This is a genomic window from Lacisediminihabitans profunda (assembly GCF_008040105.1).
In the GTDB taxonomy this organism is placed as follows: domain Bacteria; phylum Actinomycetota; class Actinomycetes; order Actinomycetales; family Microbacteriaceae; genus Lacisediminihabitans; species Lacisediminihabitans profunda.
The window spans coordinates 121,753-144,657 of the sequence record NZ_VRMG01000004.1 but is presented as its reverse complement, the minus strand read 5'-3'; the positions used below and the strand labels follow the sequence as shown (position 1 = coordinate 144,657).

At 67.5% G+C, this 22,905-nt stretch carries 25 protein-coding genes; 17 read left to right on the top strand and 8 right to left on the bottom strand.

The genetic code is table 11. The annotated features are described in order from the left end of the window. The first annotated feature begins 12 nt into the window (after window positions 1-12). The 5 genes from FVP33_RS03280 to FVP33_RS03260 all read left to right on the top strand — a co-directional run bounded on the left by FVP33_RS03280 (window position 13) and on the right by FVP33_RS03260 (window position 5,605). The gene (locus tag FVP33_RS03280) at window positions 13-1,320 is read left to right on the top strand and encodes an HsdM family class I SAM-dependent methyltransferase (RefSeq protein ID WP_147782207.1); all 1,308 of its coding nucleotides are present in this window, start codon (window positions 13-15) and stop codon (window positions 1,318-1,320) included. Continuing rightward, window positions 1,317-2,468 (top strand): restriction endonuclease subunit S, encoded by a 1,152-nt coding sequence (locus tag FVP33_RS03275; RefSeq protein ID WP_147782206.1) that lies wholly within the window; start codon window positions 1,317-1,319, stop codon window positions 2,466-2,468. Before FVP33_RS03280 ends, FVP33_RS03275 begins: the two co-directional genes overlap by 4 nt. Before the next feature lie 83 nt (window positions 2,469-2,551). Then, window positions 2,552-3,247 carry an endonuclease/exonuclease/phosphatase family protein gene (locus tag FVP33_RS03270; protein WP_147782205.1) on the top strand — a complete coding sequence of 232 codons (696 nt, stop codon included), beginning with the start codon at window positions 2,552-2,554 and terminating at the stop codon, window positions 3,245-3,247. Window positions 3,248-3,344: 97 nt separating this feature from the next. Beyond that, window positions 3,345-4,787 carry a GntT/GntP/DsdX family permease gene (locus tag FVP33_RS03265; RefSeq protein WP_425460933.1) on the top strand — a complete coding sequence of 481 codons (1,443 nt, stop codon included), beginning with the start codon at window positions 3,345-3,347 and terminating at the stop codon, window positions 4,785-4,787. A 14-nt stretch (window positions 4,788-4,801) separates the two neighbouring features. Beyond that, a complete protein-coding gene (locus FVP33_RS03260) occupies window positions 4,802-5,605 on the top strand; it encodes an EI24 domain-containing protein (RefSeq protein ID WP_147782204.1) in 804 nt (267 codons plus the stop codon). On the opposite strand, the gene FVP33_RS03255 is transcribed toward FVP33_RS03260, so the two are convergent. Further along, complete coding sequence (locus tag FVP33_RS03255) at window positions 5,580-6,218, bottom strand: hypothetical protein (protein WP_147782203.1); 639 nt, start codon at window positions 6,216-6,218, stop codon at window positions 5,580-5,582. The genes FVP33_RS03260 and FVP33_RS03255 overlap by 26 nt on opposite strands. 65 nt (window positions 6,219-6,283) lie before the next feature. Between FVP33_RS03255 and FVP33_RS03250 the strand changes: the two genes are divergently transcribed. Next, window positions 6,284-6,751 (top strand): methyltransferase family protein, encoded by a 468-nt coding sequence (locus FVP33_RS03250; RefSeq protein ID WP_147782202.1) that lies wholly within the window; start codon window positions 6,284-6,286, stop codon window positions 6,749-6,751. Between the two features lie 53 nt (window positions 6,752-6,804). Here the strand turns inward: FVP33_RS03250 and FVP33_RS03245 are convergent, their stop codons facing one another. Further along, window positions 6,805-7,431 (bottom strand): TetR/AcrR family transcriptional regulator, encoded by a 627-nt coding sequence (locus FVP33_RS03245; RefSeq protein ID WP_246142154.1) that lies wholly within the window; start codon window positions 7,429-7,431, stop codon window positions 6,805-6,807. 62 nt (window positions 7,432-7,493) lie between these two features. On the opposite strand from FVP33_RS03245, the gene FVP33_RS03240 reads away from it, so the two are divergent. The 5 genes from FVP33_RS03240 (at window position 7,494) to FVP33_RS03220 (ending at window position 13,550) form a co-directional block, all read left to right on the top strand. Then, on the top strand, window positions 7,494-8,600 hold the full coding sequence (locus FVP33_RS03240) for a flavin-containing monooxygenase (RefSeq protein ID WP_147782200.1): 1,107 nt from the start codon (window positions 7,494-7,496) through the stop codon (window positions 8,598-8,600). 40 nt (window positions 8,601-8,640) lie between these two features. Further along, window positions 8,641-9,639 (top strand): LLM class flavin-dependent oxidoreductase, encoded by a 999-nt coding sequence (locus FVP33_RS03235; protein WP_147782199.1) that lies wholly within the window; start codon window positions 8,641-8,643, stop codon window positions 9,637-9,639. A gap of 70 nt (window positions 9,640-9,709) precedes the next feature. Beyond that, window positions 9,710-10,420 (top strand): DUF1294 domain-containing protein, encoded by a 711-nt coding sequence (locus FVP33_RS03230; RefSeq protein ID WP_147782198.1) that lies wholly within the window; start codon window positions 9,710-9,712, stop codon window positions 10,418-10,420. Between the two features lie 105 nt (window positions 10,421-10,525). Continuing rightward, window positions 10,526-11,713, top strand: coding sequence for a winged helix DNA-binding domain-containing protein (locus FVP33_RS03225; protein ID WP_147782197.1), 1,188 nt, complete (start codon window positions 10,526-10,528; stop codon window positions 11,711-11,713). Between the two features lie 430 nt (window positions 11,714-12,143). Further along, window positions 12,144-13,550 (top strand): recombinase family protein, encoded by a 1,407-nt coding sequence (locus FVP33_RS03220; protein ID WP_147782196.1) that lies wholly within the window; start codon window positions 12,144-12,146, stop codon window positions 13,548-13,550. A gap of 170 nt (window positions 13,551-13,720) precedes the next feature. On the opposite strand, the gene FVP33_RS03215 is transcribed toward FVP33_RS03220, so the two are convergent. The 3 genes from FVP33_RS03215 to FVP33_RS03205 all read right to left on the bottom strand — a co-directional run bounded on the left by FVP33_RS03215 (window position 13,721) and on the right by FVP33_RS03205 (window position 17,342). Then, complete coding sequence (locus FVP33_RS03215; RefSeq protein ID WP_246142153.1) at window positions 13,721-14,377, bottom strand: rolling circle replication-associated protein; 657 nt, start codon at window positions 14,375-14,377, stop codon at window positions 13,721-13,723. A gap of 495 nt (window positions 14,378-14,872) precedes the next feature. Next, window positions 14,873-16,000 (bottom strand): hypothetical protein, encoded by a 1,128-nt coding sequence (locus tag FVP33_RS03210; protein WP_147782194.1) that lies wholly within the window; start codon window positions 15,998-16,000, stop codon window positions 14,873-14,875. Between the two features lie 130 nt (window positions 16,001-16,130). After that, on the bottom strand, window positions 16,131-17,342 hold the full coding sequence (locus FVP33_RS03205) for a DUF222 domain-containing protein (protein WP_147782193.1): 1,212 nt from the start codon (window positions 17,340-17,342) through the stop codon (window positions 16,131-16,133). A gap of 137 nt (window positions 17,343-17,479) precedes the next feature. On the opposite strand from FVP33_RS03205, the gene FVP33_RS03200 reads away from it, so the two are divergent. From FVP33_RS03200 to FVP33_RS03190, 3 genes are read left to right on the top strand one after another with little or no spacing between them, the layout of a single operon-like run. Next, on the top strand, window positions 17,480-17,680 hold the full coding sequence (locus tag FVP33_RS03200; RefSeq protein ID WP_147782192.1) for a DUF2188 domain-containing protein: 201 nt from the start codon (window positions 17,480-17,482) through the stop codon (window positions 17,678-17,680). Window positions 17,681-17,687: 7 nt separating this feature from the next. Continuing rightward, window positions 17,688-18,035 (top strand): MmcQ/YjbR family DNA-binding protein, encoded by a 348-nt coding sequence (locus FVP33_RS03195; RefSeq protein ID WP_147782191.1) that lies wholly within the window; start codon window positions 17,688-17,690, stop codon window positions 18,033-18,035. Then, entirely contained in the window at window positions 18,032-18,442 is a 411-nt protein-coding gene (locus FVP33_RS03190; RefSeq protein WP_147782190.1) for a PPOX class F420-dependent oxidoreductase, read from the top strand. The genes FVP33_RS03195 and FVP33_RS03190 overlap by 4 nt, the downstream gene beginning before the upstream one ends. Here the strand turns inward: FVP33_RS03190 and FVP33_RS03185 are convergent. Then, window positions 18,420-19,064 carry a M50 family metallopeptidase gene (locus FVP33_RS03185; RefSeq protein ID WP_281289364.1) on the bottom strand — a complete coding sequence of 215 codons (645 nt, stop codon included), beginning with the start codon at window positions 19,062-19,064 and terminating at the stop codon, window positions 18,420-18,422. The two genes, FVP33_RS03190 and FVP33_RS03185, sit on opposite strands and share 23 nt — an antisense overlap. A 97-nt stretch (window positions 19,065-19,161) precedes the next feature. Further along, window positions 19,162-20,163 carry an HNH endonuclease family protein gene (locus tag FVP33_RS03180; RefSeq protein ID WP_147782188.1) on the bottom strand — a complete coding sequence of 334 codons (1,002 nt, stop codon included), beginning with the start codon at window positions 20,161-20,163 and terminating at the stop codon, window positions 19,162-19,164. 133 nt (window positions 20,164-20,296) lie between these two features. Here FVP33_RS03180 and FVP33_RS03175 point away from each other — a divergent pair, with 133 nt between their 5' ends. Beyond that, window positions 20,297-21,268 (top strand): 1-phosphofructokinase family hexose kinase, encoded by a 972-nt coding sequence (locus tag FVP33_RS03175; protein WP_147782187.1) that lies wholly within the window; start codon window positions 20,297-20,299, stop codon window positions 21,266-21,268. A 48-nt stretch (window positions 21,269-21,316) separates the two neighbouring features. Here FVP33_RS03175 and FVP33_RS03170 read toward each other — a convergent pair whose 3' ends face one another. After that, the gene (locus FVP33_RS03170; protein ID WP_147782186.1) at window positions 21,317-21,565 is read right to left on the bottom strand and encodes a glutaredoxin family protein; all 249 of its coding nucleotides are present in this window, start codon (window positions 21,563-21,565) and stop codon (window positions 21,317-21,319) included. Between the two features lie 248 nt (window positions 21,566-21,813). Between FVP33_RS03170 and FVP33_RS03165 the strand changes: the two genes are divergently transcribed. Together FVP33_RS03165 and FVP33_RS03160 are read left to right on the top strand one after the other, a co-directional pair. Next, window positions 21,814-22,599 (top strand): nuclease-related domain-containing protein, encoded by a 786-nt coding sequence (locus FVP33_RS03165; protein ID WP_147782185.1) that lies wholly within the window; start codon window positions 21,814-21,816, stop codon window positions 22,597-22,599. Between the two features lie 88 nt (window positions 22,600-22,687). Continuing rightward, window positions 22,688-22,900: a DUF1653 domain-containing protein gene (locus FVP33_RS03160; protein WP_147782184.1), complete on the top strand. Its 213-nt coding sequence runs from the start codon at window positions 22,688-22,690 to the stop codon at window positions 22,898-22,900. Window positions 22,901-22,905 lie beyond the last annotated feature (5 nt).

Genomic DNA, 22,905 nt, shown 5'->3' with positions numbered 1-22,905 from the left:
AGGAAACCGCAATTGTTCGCAGCGGAACTCACCGCCCACGTGGATGGGGTGCTGCACGCCTTCGAACAGGCCGGGGCCGTGGATCCGCTCGAGGCGATCGAACAGATCACCAGCCTGCTCGACGATCGCGCCAGCGTCACCTCGGCGTTCCGCAACGCGGAACTTCGCTCCGAGGTCGTGGGTCTTCTCGACAGCGCACCGATGCGCGACCGCGCGACCCAGGAGCGCGTCTACGAGTACCTGCTCGGCAAGCTCGGCACGTCCGGGGCATCGCCCACGGCCCCGACGCCCCGGCACATCGTCTCCCTCATGGTGGAGATGACCGCCCCGACGCCCACGGACACCGTCATCGACCCGGCGGTCGGCACCGCGGGCTTCCTCGTGGCCGCGGCCGACTATCTGCGCGATCACCACCCCACGGCCTGGCTCGACTCCGACCTGCGCGACCACTTCAACAATGCCGCCTTCACCGGCGTCGACTCCGACGCCGCACTGTGCAGCATCGCGCGGATGAACCTCCGACTGCACGGGGTGCAGAACCCCGAGATCCTGCACCGCGACTCGCTCGCCGAGGAGGGCGGTGCCGGCCGGTATTCGCTCGTCTTCGCGAACCCGCCGACCGGCGGAACCCGCGACCTCGTCGCGGCGAAGCAACTGCTCTCCGTGGTCAAGACCAGGAAGACCGACCTTCTCTTCGTCGCCCACAGCCTGCGCCTGTTGAGCGACGGTGGGCGCGCGGCGATCATCGTTCCGGACGCCGTGCTCTTCGGTACGACGAAGGCGCACAGAGACCTGAGGCGCACGCTCGTCGACGAGCACTTGCTGGAGGCCGTCGTGCGCCTCCCTGCCGGTGCCGTGCGGCCGAGTTCCCCGTCGGCGGCCAGCCAGTCTGTGTCGATCCTCCTCGTTCGCCGGGGCTCCGTCACCACGAACGTCTGGTTCTACGACGTGCGGGCCGACGGTTTCACCCCCGACGAGAATGGCCAGCCGAGCGAATCGAACGACCTGCCAGACGTGCTGTCCCGTTGGCGGGCTCTTTCGTCCGAGGCACAGGGATCGCCCGAAGTCTCAGAGGACGAACGCCCACGCACGGCCCAGTCATTTCTCGTGCCGCGCGAAGAGATCGCCGAGCACGACTACGACCTCACCTTCAACCGCTACCGGGTGGTGCCTGCCGAGCGTGTCGTGCACCGCTCGCCCAACGACATCCTCATCGACATCGCTCGGCTCGAACTGCAGATCCAGCAGGCCGCGGCCGCCCTGGCCCGATCGCTGAGCGAACTCCCGACGGTCGCGCCCCAGCCGGGCACCTGGCAATGAACATCGCGATGCGGCTCTCCGACGTCACCGACGTCGTCGAGCCATCGGCACCTGACCCCGGTTCGCTGGAGTTCCTGTACATCGACCTCGGATCCGTGGATGCGGTCAGCAAGGTCGTCGCGTTCCCGAACCGGATTCTCGTTTCGGCGGCACCGGCCCGCGCCCGGCAACGCCTGAGGCGCGGTGACGTGCTCGTCTCGACCGTGCGGCCGGGACTCAATTGTGTGGCGTCCGTCTCTCCGCCGCTCGAGGGCGCGACGGCGTCGAGCGCGTTCTCCGTCCTTCGGCCGAGGCCCGAACTCATCGATGACCGCTACCTGTTCCACTGGGTGCAGACGCCCTCGTTCGTGGCCGAGATGACGCGGCTCGCCACCGGTGGCGCGACGCCGGTCGTCTCCGATCTTCAGGTGCGGGAGTCGTCGATTCCGGTTCCATCGCTGCCCGACCAACGCCGCATGGCCGACATTCTGGACCAGTCCGACCAGCTTCGGCACGAGAGGCGTAGCGCCATCGCCCTCCTCGACGAACTGGTCGACGCGACTCTCCTGGATCTGCTGGAATCCGCCGAGCGCGTGGGTCGGCTTCAGAACCTGATCGAGTCGGCGACCCCGGGCTCCCCGGTGAAGCAAGGTGGCGAGGTTGCCCTGCCGTTCATCCGGGGATCGAACATTGTCGACGGCGAAATCGATCTGGCCGACCTCTCCGAGGCCAGCCCGGACGCGCGCGGCGTCGACTCGCGCGGCCCGGATTCGCCCGACGAGAGCCGACTGGTGCGAAACGGCGACGTCCTGTTCTGCCGCACCGGCAACTCCGCGACGATCGCGAAGGCGGCGGTGTTTCGCGGCGAAATGGCGTCCTACGGCGTCCCGCTGCTCCGGATTCGGCCCGCCGTGGCGCACGCGGGGGACTTCCTTGCCGCCTACCTCAACAGCGTTCCGGGAAGGGCAGCCCTCCGATCCCTGGCGTCGATCACCGCCAAGAGCCTGGCGTCGATGCCGGTTCCCCTCCCGACCTCCTCGGCGCTCAGCCAATTCTCGGGCCGGCTGCACGACATCCGCCAGGCGCGGGCGATCGAGCGCCTCCAGTCGGCCAGGCTTGACGAGTTGCAGGCGTCGCTGCAGTTCCGCGCGTTCACCGGTCGGCTCTGAGCGTTTCCCCTGCGAGTCGGCGCTGCACGCCGACTGACCTTAGGCTTGAATGTCGCAACATCGATCCCCGGGGCAGGTCACGAGTGCAGGTCATCAGCTACAACCTCCGCAAGAACCGCGCGAGCACAGAACTGGCTGCTCTCGCCGCCGACTTCGAGCCGGACGTGTTGTGCCTCCAGGAGGCGGACACCTCGGCGCTCCCGCCGGATCTCGGCGTGCTTCACCTCGCCGATTCGACCCTTCGGAACCGTCTCGGCCTCGCACTCTACTATCGGGAGGACCGCTTCAGCGCGGTGAAGACCCAGGCCTTCGAGCTGAAGAAGTCACTGCACGACCGCCTGCTTCGGCCCGCGCACGAGCGGCTCATCGCCACCCGGCTCGTCGACAGGGCAGCCAAGCGGGAGCTCGTGGTCGCCTCCTTCCACGCCGCACCGCTGACCGCGCTCAACTCGCTGCGCCGGCACCAGATCGCCGCCGCCCACGAGCAGTTGCGCGTGCTCGGACCCAACCTTCCCACCCTCATGGTGGGCGACTACAACTACCCGATCTTCAAGAATCACCTCAACGAGCGGATGCTCGAGTCCGGCTATGACCTCACCCTCAGCGATCGGCGCACCTACACGCGCTACAAGTTCTTCCGCGGGCACTTCGACCTCGCGACATCGATCGGGCTCACGATCGACAACGTCACCACCCTCCCGCGCGGCACGTCCGACCATCTTCCGATTCTGGTCACGGCCTCCTACAGCGCGGATGCCCCGGTCGCCACTGCGGGATGACACGCCTCAAATGAGGCGTAGTGTCTAACGTCGGGCAGGGGTCGAGCATGGCCCCCGCAGCGAGACCACGACCACCAGGGGATTCACCGTGAGCATCATCCAAAGTGCAGCAGTCGCCAGTAGACACCTCGCGGCGGCGGTGAATCCGGCGGACCAACCCTGGACGGCACACGACACCCAGGTTCTCGTGGTGGCCGCGATCGGCATCGCGATCGTCGTTCTGCTCATCGTGGTGGCGAAGTTCCATGCCTTCCTGGCCCTCACCATCGGGGCGCTCTTCGTGGGGATCGCCTCCGGCATCGCGCTCGATAAGATCACCCTCTCGTTCGAGACGGGCGTCGGAGGGGTGCTCGGCTATGTCGGCGTGCTCATCGCCCTCGGCGCCATGCTCGGCAAACTGCTCGCCGATTCCGGGGGAGCCGACCGCGTCGTCGACACCCTGCTGCGAGGAAAGCCGGCCACCCTGCCCTGGAAGATGGCGCTCATCGCGTCGATCATCGGCATCCCGATGTTCTTCGAGATCGGTCTCGTGCTGCTCATCCCGATCGTGATGCTCGCCGTGCACCGCGTCAAGGGACCCGCGATGCGCCTCGGCATCCCGGCACTGGCCGGGCTGAGCGTGCTGCACGGCTTCATCCCGCCGCATCCCGGCCCCCTCGCCGCGATCGGAATCCTGCACGCCAACGTCGGAATCACGCTCGCCCTCGGCCTGCTCGTCGCCATCCCGGCCGTGATCGTCGCCGGGCCGCTGTTCGGCCGACTCGCCGCGCGCTGGGTGCCGATCGGCGCGGCAGGCGCGGCCCTCGCCGTCACCGGCGGATCGAGGAGCGCAGACGGCAAGCCGGGGCGGGCCCAGGATTCGGATGCCACGCGCACGCCCTCCTTCGCCCTCACCCTCGTCACCCTGCTGTCGCCGCTCGTGCTCATGCTCGTCAAGGCCGCCGCGGACATCTGGCTGCCGGCCGGCTCCGGCATCCGCCCGTTCCTCGACTTCGTGGGCGACCCGGTGTTCGCGCTGCTCTTCGCCGTGCTGCTCGCGATGGTCACCTTCGGCACGAGCGTGGGATTCAGCGCCCCGACGCTGAGCACCAAGATCGGCCAGAGCCTGCTTCCCATCGTCGGGGTGATCTTCATCGTGGGCGCCGGCGGCGGCTTCAAGCAGATGCTCGTGGACGGAGGCACCGGCACCGCGATCGCCAAGATCGCGATCGCCACCAGCGTGTCTGTGCTCGTGCTGGGCTGGATCGTCGCGGCGCTCATCCGCCTCGCCACCGGCTCCGCGACCGTCGCGACCGTCACCGCGGCGGGGATCGTCGCGCCGCTCGCGGCCGGCCTCTCGCCCGCGCATCTCGCGCTGCTCGTGCTGGCGATCGGCGCCGGGTCACTCATCTTCTCTCACGTGAACGACGCGGGATTCTGGCTGGTGAAGGAGTACTTCGGTCTCACCGTCGGACAGACCCTCAAGACCTGGTCGGTGATGGAGACGATCATCTCCGTCGTCGGGCTCGCCGTGGTGATGCTGCTGTCGGTTCTGCTCTAGCGAGCCACCGGATCATGGGCGTCGCGCGACGATTCGGCACCGGGGTGGGCTACCTCGGCTCTGGACTCCGTCTCTGGCTGACCTCGCCGCGACTCATGCTGCTCGGTGCGATCCCGGCGTTCATCGTCGGCGTCGTCTACACCGCCGCGTTCGTGCTCGTCCTGGTGAACCTCGAGTCGATCGCCTCCTGGGCGGTTCCCTTCGCCGCGCAGGGGAGCGAGCTGTGGCGCACGGCCACTCGGGTCGTCGCGGCGGCGGCGCTCGTGGGCGGCCTGGCATTCGCGGCGGTCTTCACCTTCGCCGCGGTGACCCTCGCGGTGGGCGACCCCTTCTACGAGAAGATCTGGCGCGCGACGGAGCGGACGCTGGGGGAGGAGCCCGCGGACCCTGGTGAGCCGGCCTGGCGTGCGGTCGCGCGCGGCATCGGCAGCGGCATCCGCCTGTTCGGCCTCACCGTCGCCGTGGGCGTGCTGCTTTTCGCCTGCGGCTTCATCCCGGTGGTGGGCCAGACCGTGGTCCCCGTGCTCGGGGCCGTTCTGGGCGGCTGGATCCTGGCCCTCGAACTCACCGGCTTCGCCTTCGAGGCGCGCGGACAGCGCCTGCGGAAGCGGCGCCGGGCGCTCGGGGCGAATCGGGCCACTGCCCTCGGCTTCGGCATCCCCACCTACCTGTTGTTCCTCGTCCCATTCGCCGCCGTGGTGATCATGCCGGCGGCCGTCGCCGGAGCCACCCTCCTCGCCCGCCACGCGCTCGAGGCGACGCCAGCGAGCCCGGCACGACCGACAGACGCTACTACGAACCCAGGGCCTCCACAATGAACTGCGCACGCTCCCAATAGCGGTCGTAGTGATGCGGATCGTCGTTCACCTGCACGGCGTGGGCCGCCTGACCCGGCGTCATGTTCTTCCAGCCGGGGATTCTCACGAGCTTCTTGAAGAAGTTGAGAGCCGAGACGTACGGGTCCATCCTGTCGGCCAGCGTGCCCCAGGCGCCGTTGTCGCGTTGCTGGAACAGGCCGCGGCTGTCGACGCCGGCAGCATCGCCGTGGTCGAGAACGCGCAGTCCGGACTCGCCCATCGCGGTCATCACCCCGATGGCCTGGGTGTGCCGCCCGATGCCGAGCGAACGCGCGGCCGCGATCACCTGTGCCGCGTTCACGAGCCGGTCCTGGCAGTAGCCGGCCACCGGACCGGACGGCACGGAGATGTTCCGCACGGTGATCGCGGCGGCCGAGGGACAGACCGGAGCGGATGCCGTGCTCCAGATCCTGGCGAAGATCGCCGGCGCGAAGGCGGCGGTTCCGGCCACCGCCGCCGCGAGGATGCCCGCGAGCACGACGAGGAGCGTGATCCCCTTGCGCATTCGCATCACCCTCTTCGAGCCGCTCGAACCGCGCCGGGCGGCGCCTTCGACGACCGCCGTCGAGAACACAGCGTAGCGAATTCGGCTTGGCCGCACCTTATAGAACACTGCGCGCCAGGGCGTAGCCTCGACCCATGAGGCGTGCGCTGGCGTTCGGTTTGGTGGGTGCGCAGTTCGTGCTGCTCGCCGCGCTGGTCTTCGTTCCGCACGGCACGATCTGGCCGGTCGATGGCGTTGTCGTCGCGGTCGCGGTTGTGGTCGTCACTGCCGGCATGCTGCTCGCTGTCCTGGGTCTCGTCGGACTCGGCCCGGCGCTCACGGCGAGTCCGATTCCGAAGGAGAATGCGCCGCTCGTCACCGGCGGCGTCTACGCAGTGGTGCGCAATCCGATCTACACCGGGCTCATGGCCGGCGGTGTGGGCCTGGTGTTGCTCGGCGCCTCCGTCTGGCACATCGTCGTGTGGGTTCTGTTGGTGGTGCTGCTGTCGTCAAAGACGCGGTGGGAAGAGCGGATGCTCCTCGCCGAACACGCGGAATTCGCCCACTACGCGGCGCGCGTCGGCCGGTTCCTCCCGGGCATCGGGCGGCTGCGGAAACGATAGTCGCGACCGATGGCCGCGACGGCCACTGTCGTGGCCCTGCCACCGCGTCCCAGTCAGGCGATCCCGAGCGCGCCCCCGAGTGCCTTGCGCAGCCAGTCGCGGTAGGCCGCGACCGTCCAGCCTGCCCCGCCGACCAGCACCTGGTAGGCCTCCGGGTTGCCGATGGCCCAGATCGCAGCGGCTCCCTCGTCGTCCGTGAGTCCGGCAAGGCATCCGCGCGATCGCAGCTCGGCGGCGGCGAGTCGGTAGTTGCGCAGCCGCTGCTCATTGCGCGCCCGTTCCATGGCGGCCGCCTCCCCGTCCACGGCCGCGGCCTGGTGAATCACCGCCCAGACGCTCGCTGTTCGCCCGTGCACCTCCACGAACCAGTCCGCGAGCACGTCGATCACCCCCGCGGCGTCCACGGCGGCGCGCGAACGCTCCCGCATGAACTCGGCAACCGGGGTCGGGGCCGCCGGCCCGGACGCCGCCGAATCCAGCATCGCCGAGAGCAGCGCGGCCTTGTTGCCCACGGAGTTGTAGATCGTCTGCACCGAGACTCCGGCGAGTCGCGCGACCGCGCCGATCGAGGTCCCCACGTAGCCGTTGGCCAGAAAGAGCGTGCTCGCCGCGTCGACCACCTGCCGCCGGGTGACGGCGGCCTGGGCCTCGCGCAGGGTCGGGACGGCCTCGGTGGTCACGAAAATTAGTATAGCGTTCCAGTCAGTAGAACGCTATTCTAGTGAGAACTCAAGGAGCAGCCATGGAACACATCGACACCATCGTGGTCGGCGGCGGCCAGGCCGGCCTCGCCACGGGATACCACCTCGCCCGGCTCGGCAGGGCGTTCGTGATCCTCGACAGCGAGCAACGAATCGGGGACGGCTGGCGCCGGCACTGGGACTCGTTGCGGCTCTTCACTCCGGGCAGATTCAGCGGGCTGCCCGGAATGGCCAACCCGGTGGGCCGCAACTCCACTGCCAGCAAAGACGAGTTCGCCGACTACCTGCAGGCCTACGCGAACGCGTTTGCCCTGCCCACCCGCTCCGGAGTCACCGTGACCGCTCTCAGCCGCAGCGACGACGGCTTCGTCCTCGCGACCACGGCGGGGCCGATGACCGCCCGGCAGGTAGTGGTCGCCGGCGGACCCAACCGGTTGCCGCGCGTTCCCGACCTCTCCCTCGAGCTCGACCCGGGCATCCGGCAGCTGCACTCGTCGGAGTACCGCAACCCGTCGCACCTGCCGGCTGGAGACGTGCTCGTCGTCGGCGCTGGCACCTCCGGGGCGCAGATCGCGCTCGAGCTCGCGACCACCCACCGGGTGACCATCGCCGGTCGGCCGACGGTGCACATCCCGGACGCGGTGTTCCACTACGCCGGGGCGGCCTACTGGTGGCTCGTGAGCAACCTGCTCACCGTGGACACTCCGCCCGGCCGCCGGGTCGCCGCGGGGTTCGGCAAACGGGGTGCGCCGCTCATCAGCGTCTCGATGCGCCAGCTGGATGCCGCGGGCATCACGCGCCTGCCCCGCATCACCGGGGTTCAGGGCGGCCATCCCGTCGCCGGTGAGGCCGGGCCGGTCTGGTCGCCGGAGTCCGCGGCCACCGTCATCTGGGCCACCGGCTACCGTCCGGACGTTCGCTGGCTGCCCGACCTGCCGATGAACGAGGATGGGCTGCCAGTCACCAGCCGCGGAGTGGTCGACGACGTTCCCGGCCTCTACTTCGTGGGGATGCCGTTCCAGTACGCGCTCACCTCGGGGCTCATCGGCGGAGTCGGCCGGGACGCGGCCTTCATCGCCGATCGAGTGGCCGCGCGGGCGACGTCGACGGAATCGGGAACGATTGGGGCGTCGACGCGGTTGGCATGAGGGGTGCGCCTCGGCGGCGCACGACAGAAAGGCTCGGTCCATGTCCATCCCGCTTTCCATTCTCGACCTCGCACCGATCGCGCCGGGGCACACGGTTCGGGAGAGCTTCGCCGCGAGCGTCGCACTCGCACAGACCGCCGAACGGCACGGCTACGCGCGAGTCTGGTACGCCGAGCACCACAACATGCCCACGATCGCGTCGTCGGCCACGAGCGTGCTGGTGGGCTACATCGCCGCCCACACGTCGACGATCCGCCTCGGCTCGGGCGGCGTCATGCTGCCGAACCACTCGCCGCTGACCATCGCGGAGCAGTTCGGCACCCTCGCCGAGCTGTTCCCAGACCGCATCGACCTCGGCCTCGGCCGGGCTCCCGGCAGCGACCAGACCACCGCCCGCGCGATGCGACGCGACCCTCGCGCCTCCGACCAGTTTCCGCAGGACGTGCTCGAGCTTCAGGCCTATCTTCGCGGCGAGTCGATCATCCCCGGCGTGCAGGCTGTCCCCGGGGCGGGCACCAACGTGCCCCTCTACATCCTCGGATCCTCCCTCTTCGGCGCCCAGCTCGCCGCAGCCCTCGGGCTGCCGTACGCGTTCGCCTCGCACTTTGCGCCGGATGCGTTGCACGAGGCAATCGCGACCTACCGGCGCGACTTCCAGCCGTCGCACCAACTCGCCGAGCCGCACCTGATCGTGGCGGCCAACGTGATCGCCGCCGAGGACGGGGCGGATGCCGCCCACCAGTTCGAGACGACCCGCCGCTCTCGGGTACGCAGCATGATCGCTCGGGGGCCGTCGGCGCCCGACTACTCCGACGACCAGATCGACGCGTTCCTCACCACACCAGAGGGACGCAACATCGCGAACATGATGCGCTACACCGCCGTGGGTACGCCCGCCGAGATTCGCGTCTGGCTCGAGGACTTCGCCGCCTCCACCAACGCCGACGAGCTGATTCTCGCGCACCAGTCCCGAGACGTGGCGGACCGCCTGCGTTCGGTGGAACTCACGGCCGAGGCGATGAGCGGGGCGACGGTCTAGTCGGGCCACCCGTTTTCGGCGCCCGCGCGGTCGGATCGCGGCCGCCGGGTGCTGCCGTTACGATCGACTCATGGCCGTCCCGCGAGAACCCGTCGTCGGGCGCCTCGAAGGCACTCTCACCACCTGGAACGATGAGCGCGGCTTCGGGTTCATCACCCCCTCCGGCGGCGGCAGCACCGTTTTCGTGCACATCTCCGCGTTCGGGCACCGTGACGCCCGGCCGTTCACCGGCGAGTTGCTGACCTTTGAGAGGTCTGCCGGCCAGGGAGGACGCGAGAAGGCCACAGGCGTGAAATCGGTCGCGCTGCCGGTACCCAAGTCCTCCAATCGCGCCGCTACGGGCCGGATGGCCGTGCTGCACACCGCAGTGCCGCGCACCGCAGTGCCGCGCCGCATCCCCGGGCCGGCGAATCAGAGTCCGGTGAGCTACCTCGCCATCCTCGCCTTCATCGCGCTCTACGTGTTCGTGAGCGTTGCGTGGGCACTGCCCTACTGGCCGATTGCGGTCTACCTCGTGATGAGCGTGCTCGCCTTCTTCACCTACGCCTCAGACAAGGCCGCGGCGACGGCCGGGCGGTGGCGAACGTCCGAGAGCACCCTTCTCGTGCTTGGCCTCCTCGGGGGTTGGCCGGGGTCGATATTCGCCCAGCAGAGGCTGCGGCACAAGACGCGCAAGGCGAGCTTCCAGCTCGCCTTTTGGGGGACCGTGCTTCTCAACATCGCGGCCTTTGTCACTCTCGCCTCGCCGAGCTTCGCCGCACTGGTCGCGCACCTGTCGTGATTGTCGGGTAGCCTGCCCGGCGGTGGGCACGGCCGAATCGGCCATTCGCCGCGATTCCCCAGGCCTCGGAACCGCCCCGTCGGCAGTCGCGGCTAGCCTGATCGCATGAGGTGGACATGGCGTCAGGCCGTGAGCCGGCGCATGTCGCGCCATTTCCTCACTGTGCCCGTCGCCGCGTCCGCGCCTGCGGCGATCCCGGCGGCGGCCGCCGCGATCTGCGGCGTGCACGCCCAGATCGCCTCCGCCGCCGAGTTGCAGCTCGGTGTGAGGATGCCCGTTATCACTCGTACCGACGTGCGGCGCGCCCTCTGGACTGACCGGTCGCTCGTGAAGACCTACGGGCCGCGAGGTACCGTGCACTGGCTCCCCGCGGCGGATCTCGCGATCTGGAACGGCGCCCTCTCCGCCATTCCCGCCCGCAGCGGCCTCCCCGAGAGCGCGAGGCTGTCCGCGGCGCAAAGCGCCGAGGTGATTCGGGCGATCGCCGACGCGCTCGACCGAGGCGCGCCCACTCTCGAGGTCCCGGTCGGGCCCGTTCTCGACAGCGCGTGCCTGACCCTCGATGAACTCGATTCCGAGGTGGTCAGGCGCACCGGCCCGTGGGCGGCCGACCCGGTGGTGCCGATGTTCGGTGGCATGGCCCCGCGCTGGCGACAGGCGATTGCGGCCGCGTCGTACACGGGTGTGCTCGTCTTTGGTCCCAACCGCGGGCCCAAGACGACCTTCACTCGGGCCCCGGTCTCGTCGTTGATCGACGAGACCGGGCCCGAGCCGGAGGTCGAGCTGCTGCGCCGGTACCTCCACGCCTACGGTCCGGCGTCCCCGCGGGACTTCGCCCAATGGCTCGCCGCTCCTCTCGCGTGGGCCTCCGACGTATTCGAGGGCGCCCGCCTCGAGCCGGTGAGCCTTGAGGGAACGGAGGTCTGGCTCAACGCCGGCGACGCTGAGCCGGTGGACCCGCCCGCGCGCGGCGTGCGGCTCTTGCCCTACTTCGATCCGTATGTCGTCGGTTCCCAGCCGAGATCGCTGGTCTATCCCGGGCGCGCCTCCGAGCGTGCGCTCGGGCGTGGCCAGGCCGGGGTGTTGCCTGTACTGCTCGTCGATGGGGTCGTCGCCGGAGTGTGGCACCAGCGTCGCGCGGGACGTCGCATCGTTGTGACGGTCGAATCGTTCTCGCCGCTGCGGGCCCGGCAGCTCGCCCAGCTCGAGCCGGAGGCGCATCGAATAGGCGAGATCCTCGAGGGCGATGCTGAACTCACGATCGGCGACGTCGCCGTCCGCGCGCACGCCTAGCGCAGGAGTTATCGTCCTTCGCCATCCCATTACCGAATATCGCGTCGCTGGTCAGCGGGGTGCGGGGCACCGGGCCGCTAGCCCTCGCGCCGCTAGCCCTCGCGCCGCTGGTCATCGCGCCGCTGGCCGTCGCCTGGCCGGCCCATCGCGTCGCTGACCCCGGATGCCCGGCGCGGAGCACCCTCGGCCCTGCCGCAAAGCGTTCCTGACCTGTACGGGCGTGGGGCAACACTAGCTCGCCCTGACCGTCTTCATGAGTGGGTTGCGGCTGCGCAAGGGCACCAACGTTTGCTCGGGGTCTTTGGCCGCTGGCGGTCTGAGGTAGTAGTTACCGCCCGCCCGGATGACTTGGTACCCACTTTTGTGCATCCAGAGGTGATGTCGGCGGCAGAGAAGGATGCCGTCTGGGTCTAGTTGCTAATGTGACCCCATGAAACTACCCATCCGAGCTGCTATCTATGCGCGTATTTCCAAGGACATCTCTGGACAGGCATTGGGTGTTGAGCGGCAGCTCATCGATGCTCGAAAGTATGCGGCTGATAACGGTTGGATTGTTGCCGAGGAGTACGTCGACAATGACGCTTCGGCCTACCGCGGCAAGAAGCGGCCCGAATATCGGCGAATGCTCGAGGACATTTCGGCGGGCCAACGGGATGCCGTGATCGTCTACAAGTTGGATCGATTGACGAGACAGCCGCGTGAGCTTGAGGAATTCGCCGATGTGATGGCTCAGGCCAAGGTCAAAGACTTTGGAGTCGTAAGCGGTGAAGTACGACTTGCCAGCAGCGAAGGTATCGCTATGGCGCGGCTCTTAGGCACATTCGCGGCGCTCGAGTCCGACATAAAGTCGGATCGGCTCAAGCGGAAAGCGCAGGAGATCGCAGAGGCTGGAAGGCCGAACGGGGGCAACCTTCGACCATTCGGCTACGAAAAGAACCAACTCACCATGGTCGAGTCCGAAGCGGTGGCCATTCGTGAACTCGCGTCCCGCTATTTAGCCGGGGAGTCACTGGGGTCACTGACAGCATGGCTGCAGGACAACGGGATCTCGTCAGTCGCGGGCTTGCCATGGCGGACGACAGCGCTGCGTCAAACCCTCACGAATCCTCGGATAGCGGGTCTTCGTGCCCACAATGGCGTCATCGTCGCGACGGCAGTGTGGCCGGCGATCATTACGCCGGCGCAACACAAACAACTTGTCGCGGCGTTCGCGCGGAAGGCACAATCCAACCGCCGCGCGCCACGTCGCTACCTGCTCTCGGGAATGCTGCGCTGCTCCAAATGCGGGAACAAGCTCTACAGTTCCGCGCGACGCGACACCCGCCGCTATGTCTGCATGTCCGGACCCGACCACGGTGGCGGCTGTGGACGGCTGACTATCGTCGCCGCCCCAGTCGAGGAGTGGATCGCCGAAGCTGTGCTGATGCGGCTCGACAGTCCGGAGATCGCGGATGCTCTTGCGGGACGCGCGGCCGTTGACGAACGCCATTCGGTGTTGGTGGAGGAACTGCAAGCCGACCAGGCGCAGAAGCTCGAGCTGTCCGGAATGTGGGCACGGAAGGAGATCTCGTCCGCCGATTGGAAAGAAGCACGCGATATCCTCGACGCCAAGCTCTACACCATCGAGCGGCAACTGAGCCAGATCACCGGCACGAACACCTTGGACGGAATCGCCGGACACGGAGGCGAACTTCGCACGTCGTGGGACTCCTTGAACCTGACCCGGCAGGCGGCAATAGTCGCCGCCGTCTTGGACTTCGCGACCATCAGCCCCGGAACCGGCGGAGGTCGACGCGAAGTAGATCCCAACCGAATCGTTCCCAGCTGGCGGCTATGAGGGACGGGTGCTGCGATCCGCCCCCTGCGGGGGCATCCCCGCAGCACCCCGCCCCCTCAAGAGCACCCCAACTTGGGCTAGCAATCCCGGATCGGCCACCACCACCGGGACGCCCTGCGCCACGCACGAGGCCTCAAGCCATGCGCGCAACGCCACCCGATCAACAGCCATCAGGCACCCCACTGTGCCCAAATGGCGGGTGGACCCTGCCAGTCCTCTACCGACGAGGACGACCACTCAACCGACGGGACGCTGCCCAAGGCATCGGATGCTTGTGCCAGCACATCTGCCGCCGACCGGCCCGAGAGCGCCACAGGGAGCGGAAGGAACCCTTGAGCGACGTCGTACCGGTGCAGGCCAAGAACGCGCGCGCTCGGCTCCGCGAACGACTTCGCTACGTACTTCGACAAGTACCCTGCCGCGCGCCGCGCTTCGGAGAGGTTCGTGGACCCGACCGGCAAGTCGCCGAGCAACTTGATGTGCACGAACCCGTGCCCCCACGCCTCTGCGATGAGGGAGCGGCGGATGAACCGCCCGACAGCGAAGTGGACGTGCAGCCCATGGCCCTTCGGGTGCCATTCCGGAACCCACACGTACGGGAACGCAGCGCCGCCCAACGCAAGACGGAGCGAGCGGAAGAAGTCGCTCAGGTAGGCGCGCAACTCGGCAGGATCGTGACAACCGTCCCCGGCAAAGGTGAGGGTCCCCAGTCGGTTCAGCCGATTGGCGGTGCAATACCGGCGCAGCTTCGCTCGCGCGCGTCGCCCTGCCTCGGACGCTGAGCGCTCGGGATCGAGCGCGTAGCCACGTGACACATACGTAGGCACGCGCCGAACGGAGGGTTGGAACGACCCGCCGCCTTCCCGAGCATCGGGGTAGAGGGTAAATTGCCATCCGGCATCTGCGCGCGACAGTGAGGCGATGGTCGATGGGAATGACGAGGGACGCATGGAAGGCCTGAGGTTGACGCCGACAGTGGACCACTGACACAGACGTCGATCCGGTTAGAGACTGAACGGTGCGCCAGTACCCGGAGTACTTACCGGGAAGGCCTCTAACCGTTGAATGTTCTGAACGGGGGCGCAGGCCTTACGCCGTTCAAACCCCGATCTCGGGGTCCCTCTAACTTTCCTGAGTGTTTTCGCATTCCTTGCGTATGACTCAGTTATACGGCATAACTTCACCGTTGTCATTCAGAAATGCAAAAACGGCTGCCGCGGTTTCGAGCATCCTACGGATGCCCGAAACCTTGCCCTCGGTCGCCCTGCCGGGCTCCCGAGTTATGTTGCTTATTCAAGTAAAGGAGCGCACCTTCGGAGCGCTCACGCGCTGGCCTGAGTGAGACGGTCTCGCCAGGCACTCATCATTGCTAGACCCTCCAGGAATCGAGAGGTTGCTCGATCGAGAACTTGGACAACCGGCCGCAGATCCTTTGAGAAACTCCTGAGTCCGCGCACAGTCTCTCGGAAACGAGCCGTGCCTACCGCGCCCGCGTCGGCGGCATCAACCAGCCGGAGGACGGTTCGAGCGAAGTCGACTAGGCCTTCCTTCTCTTCTCCTGTCAGTTCCTCATCGGTCAGAATCCGAGTGACGACGTAGTCGACCATTGCGTCGAGCGACCGAGCGTCCTCGTAGTACGCGTTTGACGCGCTCTCCAGCTCCGCTGCTGGCTCGCTGAGTGCGTTACTAAGACTTCGAGCTACGCGAAGCCGACCCGCGAAGCCGCCCTGTCGAGCGTCTGACTCACTCACAAGCACCGTGTGCTCAGTCATGATTTCGCCAACTTGGCTAGTTAGAGCTGTCGCCTCAGTCATCACTTCGCTGATGTGCTCGATCGCAGTTTCACCGTCCGCGAGAATATCCATTGATCCGGGTTGCGAGTCATCCTGCCAGTCATCTTCGGGGCTTATAGATGCTTCAGAATCCGCAGCGACCCGTGCCGACGCCGACGGCGATTCACCCCAAATTGTGGTGACGCGGAGCGGAGACCCGCCGCCTTTCAACCCATCACGCAAGGCGTCAACTAAGTCATCCCTGGCGCCAATCAATCCCGATTCGGTGCGATTGAATTGGATCGTGCGGATAGTTGTCACGTCGAATGGAAGCAAATTGTACTCGCCGACCTGCAATGTGATTCCGGGGCGCGTGTGTCGCAGGCCCAACTCGTACATGACATTCGGGTTTGCGTGGCTCACGTCGGCGATGACCACATCGGCATCTCGTAGATAGGTAAAAATTTGTTCTGGTATTTCACCAGCGCTCGAGATCTTGTCTGCTCGAACTGGTGTGAGGCCGAAGGCAATACATGCAGGCTCGAACACGTTTTCCCACATGAATATAGATTCTTCGTACCGATTTCTGCCCGGACTGCCGACCGGATCGAGCTTTGAGCCGATCGGGGAAACTATGAAGCAGGTCTTGTCTAAACCAAGTTCTTCGTCGCCGTTCACGGAACGCCCTCTCCATCAAGTTGCCTCAGTGTACATACCGGTTGGTGTTGACACTTGGACGATGCGTGAATGACGAGCAGTGAAGAGCAGTGAAGAGCAGTGAAGAGCAAGAATCTCGCGTAAGGGCGTATTAACAATTTGTCCCGTCTGCGATGTTCGTCTTGCCGCCGTCACGTGCCCATTGGTCGATGTGGTGAGCTTCGCAGTGGGAGGGCGGTCGATCGCATCCTTCAGCCAGGCATCCACCGTCTCGGACGGCCATGCCGGTGCGTTGCCGTTCGGTGAAGAGCCTCTTGTCGCGTCCGACGTTCACGCATTGGCCGTCGTCGTCGAATCCGATGGAGATCGCCCCGGTGTCGCAGAGATGCCGTTCGATCGTGGCGAATGAGACCGGGTCCGGGTGGCCTTCGATGTGGCCGTGGCCGGCCCGTTGCCGGAGTTGCGTTTCGGTGACGATCACCCGTACCGCGGGCCGGCGCCTGCCGAAGAGCGTGCCCGGGTCGGCATCCACCGCGACCCTGACCATGTCGACTAGCGCGTCGGCGGCGACCTGTTCGGTGGTGCGCTCGTCGGCAAAGACGCCGGTCGACCGGGCCGCGCCTTCCTCGGTCACGAACCGTGGACCGCCGCGTCTCGGCGAGAGGAGATCGTCGAACGCGCTGGCGAGAATCACGCCCTCCTCGGCCGGCAAGCGCCAGGTGCCGCAGTACATTCCCGCGGCATCCCACCACGCCCGCACCGATCTCAGGTCGCGGCGCTCCATTTCGCGCCTCGCAATGCCGTCCTCATCGAGGGCATCCCGCTCAGAACGCGCATTGCGGTAGATCTGTTCGGGGGTCTTGCCTGACGAGGTCTCGATCAATCGCGCGCAGGCCAGCGCGATCTGCTCGGCGCCGACGGCCGGATTGATGTCGCCGAGTCCACGTCGAATCGCCTCGACCGCATCCAGGGAGATCGACGCCGATTCGAGCGCTGCGGCAAGCAAAGCAGGAAGCGACCACTCGTCGGCAGCGGCCTCGGACTGCGCGATCAGGGTGCCCACGCCGATCAGCTTCACCGCGTCTTGCCGGGAGACCCCGGTGATGGATTGGATCATCTGTTCCGTCGACGAATACCCACCTGCCCGTGCAAGCCCGGCTTCCCCCAGGTCATGATGCGAGCGGCGCGCGATCTCTCCCGCCGCCAGGGCCGCAAACCTGTCAGCGCAGGCCCGCAGCACCGTGATTTTGCCCTGCGCCGCGAGCAGTTCCGCGTTCGAGAGCGCGGCGAAATCGGCGGCCGCGTCGCCGAGCAACGCCACGTCGCCAGCGGCGTTGCGGAGCCTCTCGGTGAGCGTTTCCATGCCACTATTTTCGCATAATCGAACGTATGTTCGAAGAGTGTGCGGCAAATGGGGATAACTTCTTCTCCACAGATGCCCTGCGGAGAAGAGCCCGCGGTGGCAGGCTAGGGGGAGTACCCCGACGAAACGGAGCGATCATGCCTGACGGCGACGTGGAAACGATCGACAAGGGTGGCCAGTGGGTGAACCGGGTGATCGGTGAGCCGGAGCTCTCGGAGAGCTTCTCCAGCAGGGATGAGGCCATTGAGGCCGGCCGATCGCTTGCCCGTCAGCTCGGCACTGCCCACATCGTGGTGCCCTCCGAGCCGACCGGTGTCATTACCGACCCGGCGGAGTAGCCGCCGGATGACCCCGGACGACCTGCGCGACCTGTGCCTCGCCCTGCCCCAGGCGACCGAGACGTTTCCCTTCGGCGAGGAGACGAGCGTGTTCAAGACGAGCGGAAACGACAAGATCTTCGCGATCTCGGCGCTCGGCGACGAGCCTCTCTCCGTCACCCTCAAATGCGACCCCGAGGAGAGCATCGCCCTCCGCACCGAGTTCGCACAGATCACGCCCGGCTACCACATGAACAAGAGGCACTGGGTCACTGTCCGGCTCGAGGGCGGCATTCCGGATGAGTTGGTCGAGCAGCTGCTCGCCTCCAGCCACGCGCTCGTGCGGCCGAGAGTCCCGCGCCGGACGCCCTCGTGAACAGGCGACTCACCCCCGATGCTGCCGAGTTCGTGACCGAACGCCACCTCGCCGTGCTGTCGACCCTCGGCCCGACCGGCCGCATCCATTCGGTGCCGGTCGGCTTCACGGTGCAGGACGGCATCCTGCGCATCATCACGTCAGACGGCACCCAGAAGGTGCGCAATGTGGAGCGGTCTGGGCAGGCGACTGTGGCGCAGGTCGACGGTCGACGCTGGATCACCCTCGACGGCGACGCGACCATCAACCGGGATCCGGGCGCCGTGGCCCACGCCGTTGAACTGTACTCGCGGCGCTACCGGCAGCCCGGGGTCAACCCCCGGCGCGTGGTGATCGAGATCGCGATCGACAAGGTGATGGGGTCGCCGGGGATGCCGCGGCCGGCTACCGAGCCAGGTACGCCATGACGGTGAGCACGCAGCATCCACCGATCAGGGCCGCGAAGATCGCCAGCCAGACGACAGAGGGAACCCCGGTGCGGCGGTAGAGCAGGTATGCGTCCGAGGTCTGCAGCTGACCGCGGCGCCGCACGTGCACGCCGATCACCGTGACAAGGCCTCGAACCGACCCGACGAGAAGCGCGACCCCGAGCACGAGCAGCGCGTAGCTCTGCACCGCCGGCGTGGCGTAGACCCAGAGGGCCGCGCTCACCGCCGCCGAGGCGAGCACGACGAGGGTGCCGAACAGGTTGCGGATTACCAGAAGCGTCAGCAGAAGCACCACTCCGCCCGCGACCAGCGCGATGGCCGTATAGCCGTTGAACACACTCAACAGCTGTGCTGCCCCCACGATGGCGGGTGCCGGATAGCCGAGCACGCCGCTCACGACGGTGCCGAACGCGCCGCGACCGCTACTGAGCGCGTCACCGGAATGGTTGCGCCGGATGCGGATGCCGTGCACCACCCGGCCGGACAGCACCGCGGCGAGGGCGTGGCCGAGTTCGTGCACGAGGGTGGTGAACAACCCGAAATACTGCCAGGTGGCGCGGGGAATGCTCAGCGCCGCCGCGGCGACCAGGATGCCGAGCAGCAGGGGAGGGGAGATCGGGACCGGGGCGGTCCTGGCGAATAACGCAGCCCAGTCGGTGAGAGAAGTGGAAGTATCGATGCCCCCAGTCTCTCAGCCCCTAGGCGGCACGCCAGCGCAGGCGCGGATCGGTGGGGGTGGTCGTGCAGCGCATGGCGGCGCCCTTCACGGTCACGCCTGTTGCCCCCGCCGTCGAACAGAAGGCCCCGGGATGGACGACGCCGGCCGGTGCCGGAGCAGGAGCAGGAGCAACCGGAGCGGGTGGAACCGGAGCGGGTGCGGGAGCCGACGCGAACGGCGACGAGACGGCAGCCTCGGCCGGGCACGCGGACAACACTCGCAGCATCGCGGCATGCTCCGCCGGCGTCACCCAGAGCCCGTAGGTCGCCTTCACCGACACCTGGTGGCTTACATACTCGCAGCGGAATGCTTTCGCGGCGGGCAGCCAGGTGGCGGTGTCACCGTCGCTCTTCTGCTCGTTGGAGCGGCCGTCCACGGCGAACAGGTTGATCGGATCGTTCGCCAGGGCAACCCGCTGCCCCTGGCTGAGGCGCTGCGCCCCGGTGCGCCACGCGTCGCCGAGCGACACGACATGGTCGATCTGCACGGCGGTGGAGGTGCGGTTCCCACGCACGAAGTCGATCGTCTTCCCCGTGTACGGCGAGACCAGCTTGCCGCTCAGCACCCGACAGCTGCCCGACTTGACGACCTTCACGAGGTCGCGGCTCAGGATGTCGTTGCGGGTGTCGCATCCGTTTCGATCCTGGTCGATCCAGGCCGCGCCGAACATCACCGTTCTGGTATAACCCGTCATCGGCGACTTACCCTTCACCGGCAGCGTGGCGAGAAGAGCGAGTGCAGTCGTGTCGGTGCTGGACGAATCGGCAATCGCCACCAGTGCGGTGCCCGTCGTCGCCGAGCCGAACCGAGACTGCGTCGAGGCGGAGGCACCAGTCCGGGCCGCCGAGTCCGCGCGGTGCGCGGCCGGCACCAGCGCCCCGCCGACGATGGCGGCGAACACCGACGCCGCCACGACGAGTACCCAGAATCTCGGACGAGTGAAGTAGCGCGAGACATGCACGGGTTCGGAACTGTCGGGCATCGGCTCGCTTTTCTTTAGTTGTCCTCAGTCGAACCTAGAGGCGGATCGCCGGAACGGTCAGTCCCAGTGCGCGGGTCGTGCCGACAACTCGGAAATCCCGCCGCGCCACGGACGAGCGTCTTACAGTAAGGGCATGGCATCGATCCCGGGCACGACCCACGGCGCGACGCGGGCGATCGTCACGATCACGGTCAACCCGGCGCTCGACCTCAGCACCTCGACGGCGACGGTCGTGAGCGAGCACAAGCTCCGGTGCGGCCCGACCCGGCTCGACCCCGGAGGCGGCGGCATCAACGTGTCGCGTGTCGTGCATCGGCTCGGCGGGGAGTCGCTCGCCATCTTCGCGGTGGGCGGGCTCACCGGGGAGTCCCTGCGCCGCATGCTCGATACCGAGGGAATCTCCAGCCGCGCCATCCCCATCGCCGGCACCACCCGGCAGAGCTTCACCGTGGACGAGACGGAAACCGGCAAGCAGTTCCGATTCGTGTTGCAGGGTCCCGAGCTCACGGAGGCCGAATGGCGCTCCTGTCTCTCCGCTCTCGAACAGACCATCGTGACTGGCGGCTACGTCGTGGCGAGCGGCAGCCTGCCGCCGGGGGTGCCCGACGATTTCTACGCTCGAGTCGCGCGGCTGGCCCGCGACCGTGACGCGCGACTGGTGCTGGATGCCTCGGGCGACTCCCTGCGCGAGGCGCTCTCCGAGGGCGTCTACCTGGTCAAACCGAGCCGGCGGGAACTCGGCGAGCTCCTCGGCGAGCATCTCGAGAGCGAACAGAGCGAGGCGGATGCGGCATCCGAACTCGTGGCCAAGGGATCCACCGAGCTCGTGGCCCTCACCCGCGGCGCGGAGGGCGCGCTGCTCGCGTCATCCGCGGGCATCTCCCGGCTGACCGTTCCGCCGGTGCACGTGGTGAGCACGGTCGGAGCCGGCGACGGCTTCCTCGGCGCCTTCGTGTTGCGGCTCGCCCAGGGTCGCGACCCGGAGGCCGCCTTCCGCACGGCCGTCGCGGCGGGGACCGCCACCACGATGACGCCGGCCACGGACCTCTGTCGACCCGACGACGTGGTAGACCTCGAGGCGCGGCTGTCGCCCGCGACGCACTGAGGCATCGCCGCCTTCCTCAGGCCGCGCACAGGGAATACTTCCCGCGTGCTAGACCGAGAGCGCCGCGATTCGCGAGCGCAACTCCGCATCACTGGGCTCTACAACGTGGCTGTCGTCGGCAAACACGATCACCGGGATGTTGGTGCGCCCGCTGATGGCGTATGCCCGATCGGCTCCCGTGATGTCGGCCTCGAGGTCCACGTAGTCATAGTCCACGCCCAATTCGTCGAGGACGCGCTTCGACCGGCGGCAGTCTGTGCACCAGTCGGCGCCGTACATCGTGATGGGTGTGCTCATGTCAGGCGTAACCGGCGCAGGTGTGCAGGAATTCCCGGGGGCGGCGATTGGCCCGCTCTGCCAACTTGCAGAGCTAGCGCCGAGCCCCTCGACAGCCGACACCCCTCGCACTGGGGATTCAGGGGCGGAGGGAAAGTCGCTAACGTCGAAACCTGTCGACGCGTCCGAAGCGGAGGATGGCAAGGCTCCCAAGGCGCGCGTAGACGACATCACAGTGGTCGGCGATCAACACCCGAGGAAGATGCTCGATGACTGAGTTCAGCACGATGCGGTCACGTCCGGCCGCCCAATCGCTCATCGAGAAGCTGCTCGCGCTGCACGACGCGCGGCCGGCACAGTCCGGGCTGGCGAAGCTCTTCGGACTGCATCCGCTGAACGCCACGGAAATGCCCTGGTATGTGGGCGCGCGAGGCGAGATCGCGGTGGCGCGAGCCCTCGGGAGCCTTCCGACTGCATGGACCGTGCTGCATTCCGTGCCCGTGGGCAAGGACGAGGGTGACATCGACCACGTGCTCGTCGGCCCGGCGGGCGTCTTCACCATCAGCACCAAGCACCACAGCGGCAAGAGGATCTGGGTGGGCGGGCGCGGATTCTTCGTGTCCGGGCGGGGCACGTCGTACATCGACGGTGCGGAGTCCGAGGCCGCGAGCCTCGGCCGGCTGATCGCCAGCCACCTGCCGGGCGGCACCCTCGTGCGGTCGATGATCGTTCTCGTCGACCCCGGGTCGATCAGAATCCGGGAGCGGCCCGAGTTCGTCACGGTGATCGACGCGCGGCACCTGGTGCGCTGGCTCGTGAAGCAGCCGGTAGCGCTCGGTCCAGCCGAGATTGCGGATCTCGCCCATCTCCTCGACAATCCGGCCGTCTGGCGGGAGACCGCCGAGCCGGCGGTGGACACCCCCATCCGCTTCGCGGCGCTCGACGCCGCAGTGCGCTCCGCCGCGCAGCGTCAGACGCTCTGGGCCGGCGGCGGGGTCGTGCTGCTCGTCGGTGCCGGCATGGCCGTGGCATCCCGGCTGCTGGGGATCGTGTAGCACGTCCGGCATAGCTGGTGCGGACCCGCCGTCAATGTCGTCAGCGCGGGGGACATCACCCGGCGGATGACTCCGGTACCGTGTGCAGATGTCCGAACTCGAGCCCGGCCTCTACCGTCACTACAAGGGCAACCTCTACGAGGTCGTCGACACCGCCACCCACTCCGAGACCGAGGAGAAGCTGGTCGTGTACCGGGCGCTGTACGGCGACCAGGGACTGTGGGTGCGACCGTTCGCGATGTTCCGGGAGACCGTCGAGGTCGAGGGGCAGAGCGTGCCCCGGTTCGCCCGAGTGGAATAACACGC

Bases quoted from the DNA above. Each gene is read 5' to 3' on its own strand.
- FVP33_RS03180 (WP_147782188.1), bottom strand. From the start codon at position 20,163: ATGCCCGACAGTTCCGAACCCGTGCATGTCTCGCGCTACTTCACTCGT.
- FVP33_RS03235 (WP_147782199.1), top strand. From the start codon at position 8,641: ATGTCCATCCCGCTTTCCATTCTCGACCTCGCACCGATCGCGCCGGGG.
- FVP33_RS03275 (WP_147782206.1), top strand. From the start codon at position 1,317: ATGAACATCGCGATGCGGCTCTCCGACGTCACCGACGTCGTCGAGCCA.
- FVP33_RS03260 (WP_147782204.1), top strand. From the start codon at position 4,802: ATGGGCGTCGCGCGACGATTCGGCACCGGGGTGGGCTACCTCGGCTCT.
- FVP33_RS03205 (WP_147782193.1), bottom strand. From the start codon at position 17,342: ATGGAAACGCTCACCGAGAGGCTCCGCAACGCCGCTGGCGACGTGGCG.
- FVP33_RS03195 (WP_147782191.1), top strand. From the start codon at position 17,688: ATGACCCCGGACGACCTGCGCGACCTGTGCCTCGCCCTGCCCCAGGCG.
- FVP33_RS03240 (WP_147782200.1), top strand. From the start codon at position 7,494: ATGGAACACATCGACACCATCGTGGTCGGCGGCGGCCAGGCCGGCCTC.
- FVP33_RS03175 (WP_147782187.1), top strand. From the start codon at position 20,297: ATGGCATCGATCCCGGGCACGACCCACGGCGCGACGCGGGCGATCGTC.
- FVP33_RS03170 (WP_147782186.1), bottom strand. From the start codon at position 21,565: ATGAGCACACCCATCACGATGTACGGCGCCGACTGGTGCACAGACTGC.
- FVP33_RS03160 (WP_147782184.1), top strand. From the start codon at position 22,688: ATGTCCGAACTCGAGCCCGGCCTCTACCGTCACTACAAGGGCAACCTC.
- FVP33_RS03230 (WP_147782198.1), top strand. From the start codon at position 9,710: ATGGCCGTCCCGCGAGAACCCGTCGTCGGGCGCCTCGAAGGCACTCTC.
- FVP33_RS03165 (WP_147782185.1), top strand. From the start codon at position 21,814: ATGACTGAGTTCAGCACGATGCGGTCACGTCCGGCCGCCCAATCGCTC.
- FVP33_RS03200 (WP_147782192.1), top strand. From the start codon at position 17,480: ATGCCTGACGGCGACGTGGAAACGATCGACAAGGGTGGCCAGTGGGTG.
- FVP33_RS03225 (WP_147782197.1), top strand. From the start codon at position 10,526: ATGAGGTGGACATGGCGTCAGGCCGTGAGCCGGCGCATGTCGCGCCAT.
- FVP33_RS03220 (WP_147782196.1), top strand. From the start codon at position 12,144: ATGAAACTACCCATCCGAGCTGCTATCTATGCGCGTATTTCCAAGGAC.
- FVP33_RS03250 (WP_147782202.1), top strand. From the start codon at position 6,284: ATGAGGCGTGCGCTGGCGTTCGGTTTGGTGGGTGCGCAGTTCGTGCTG.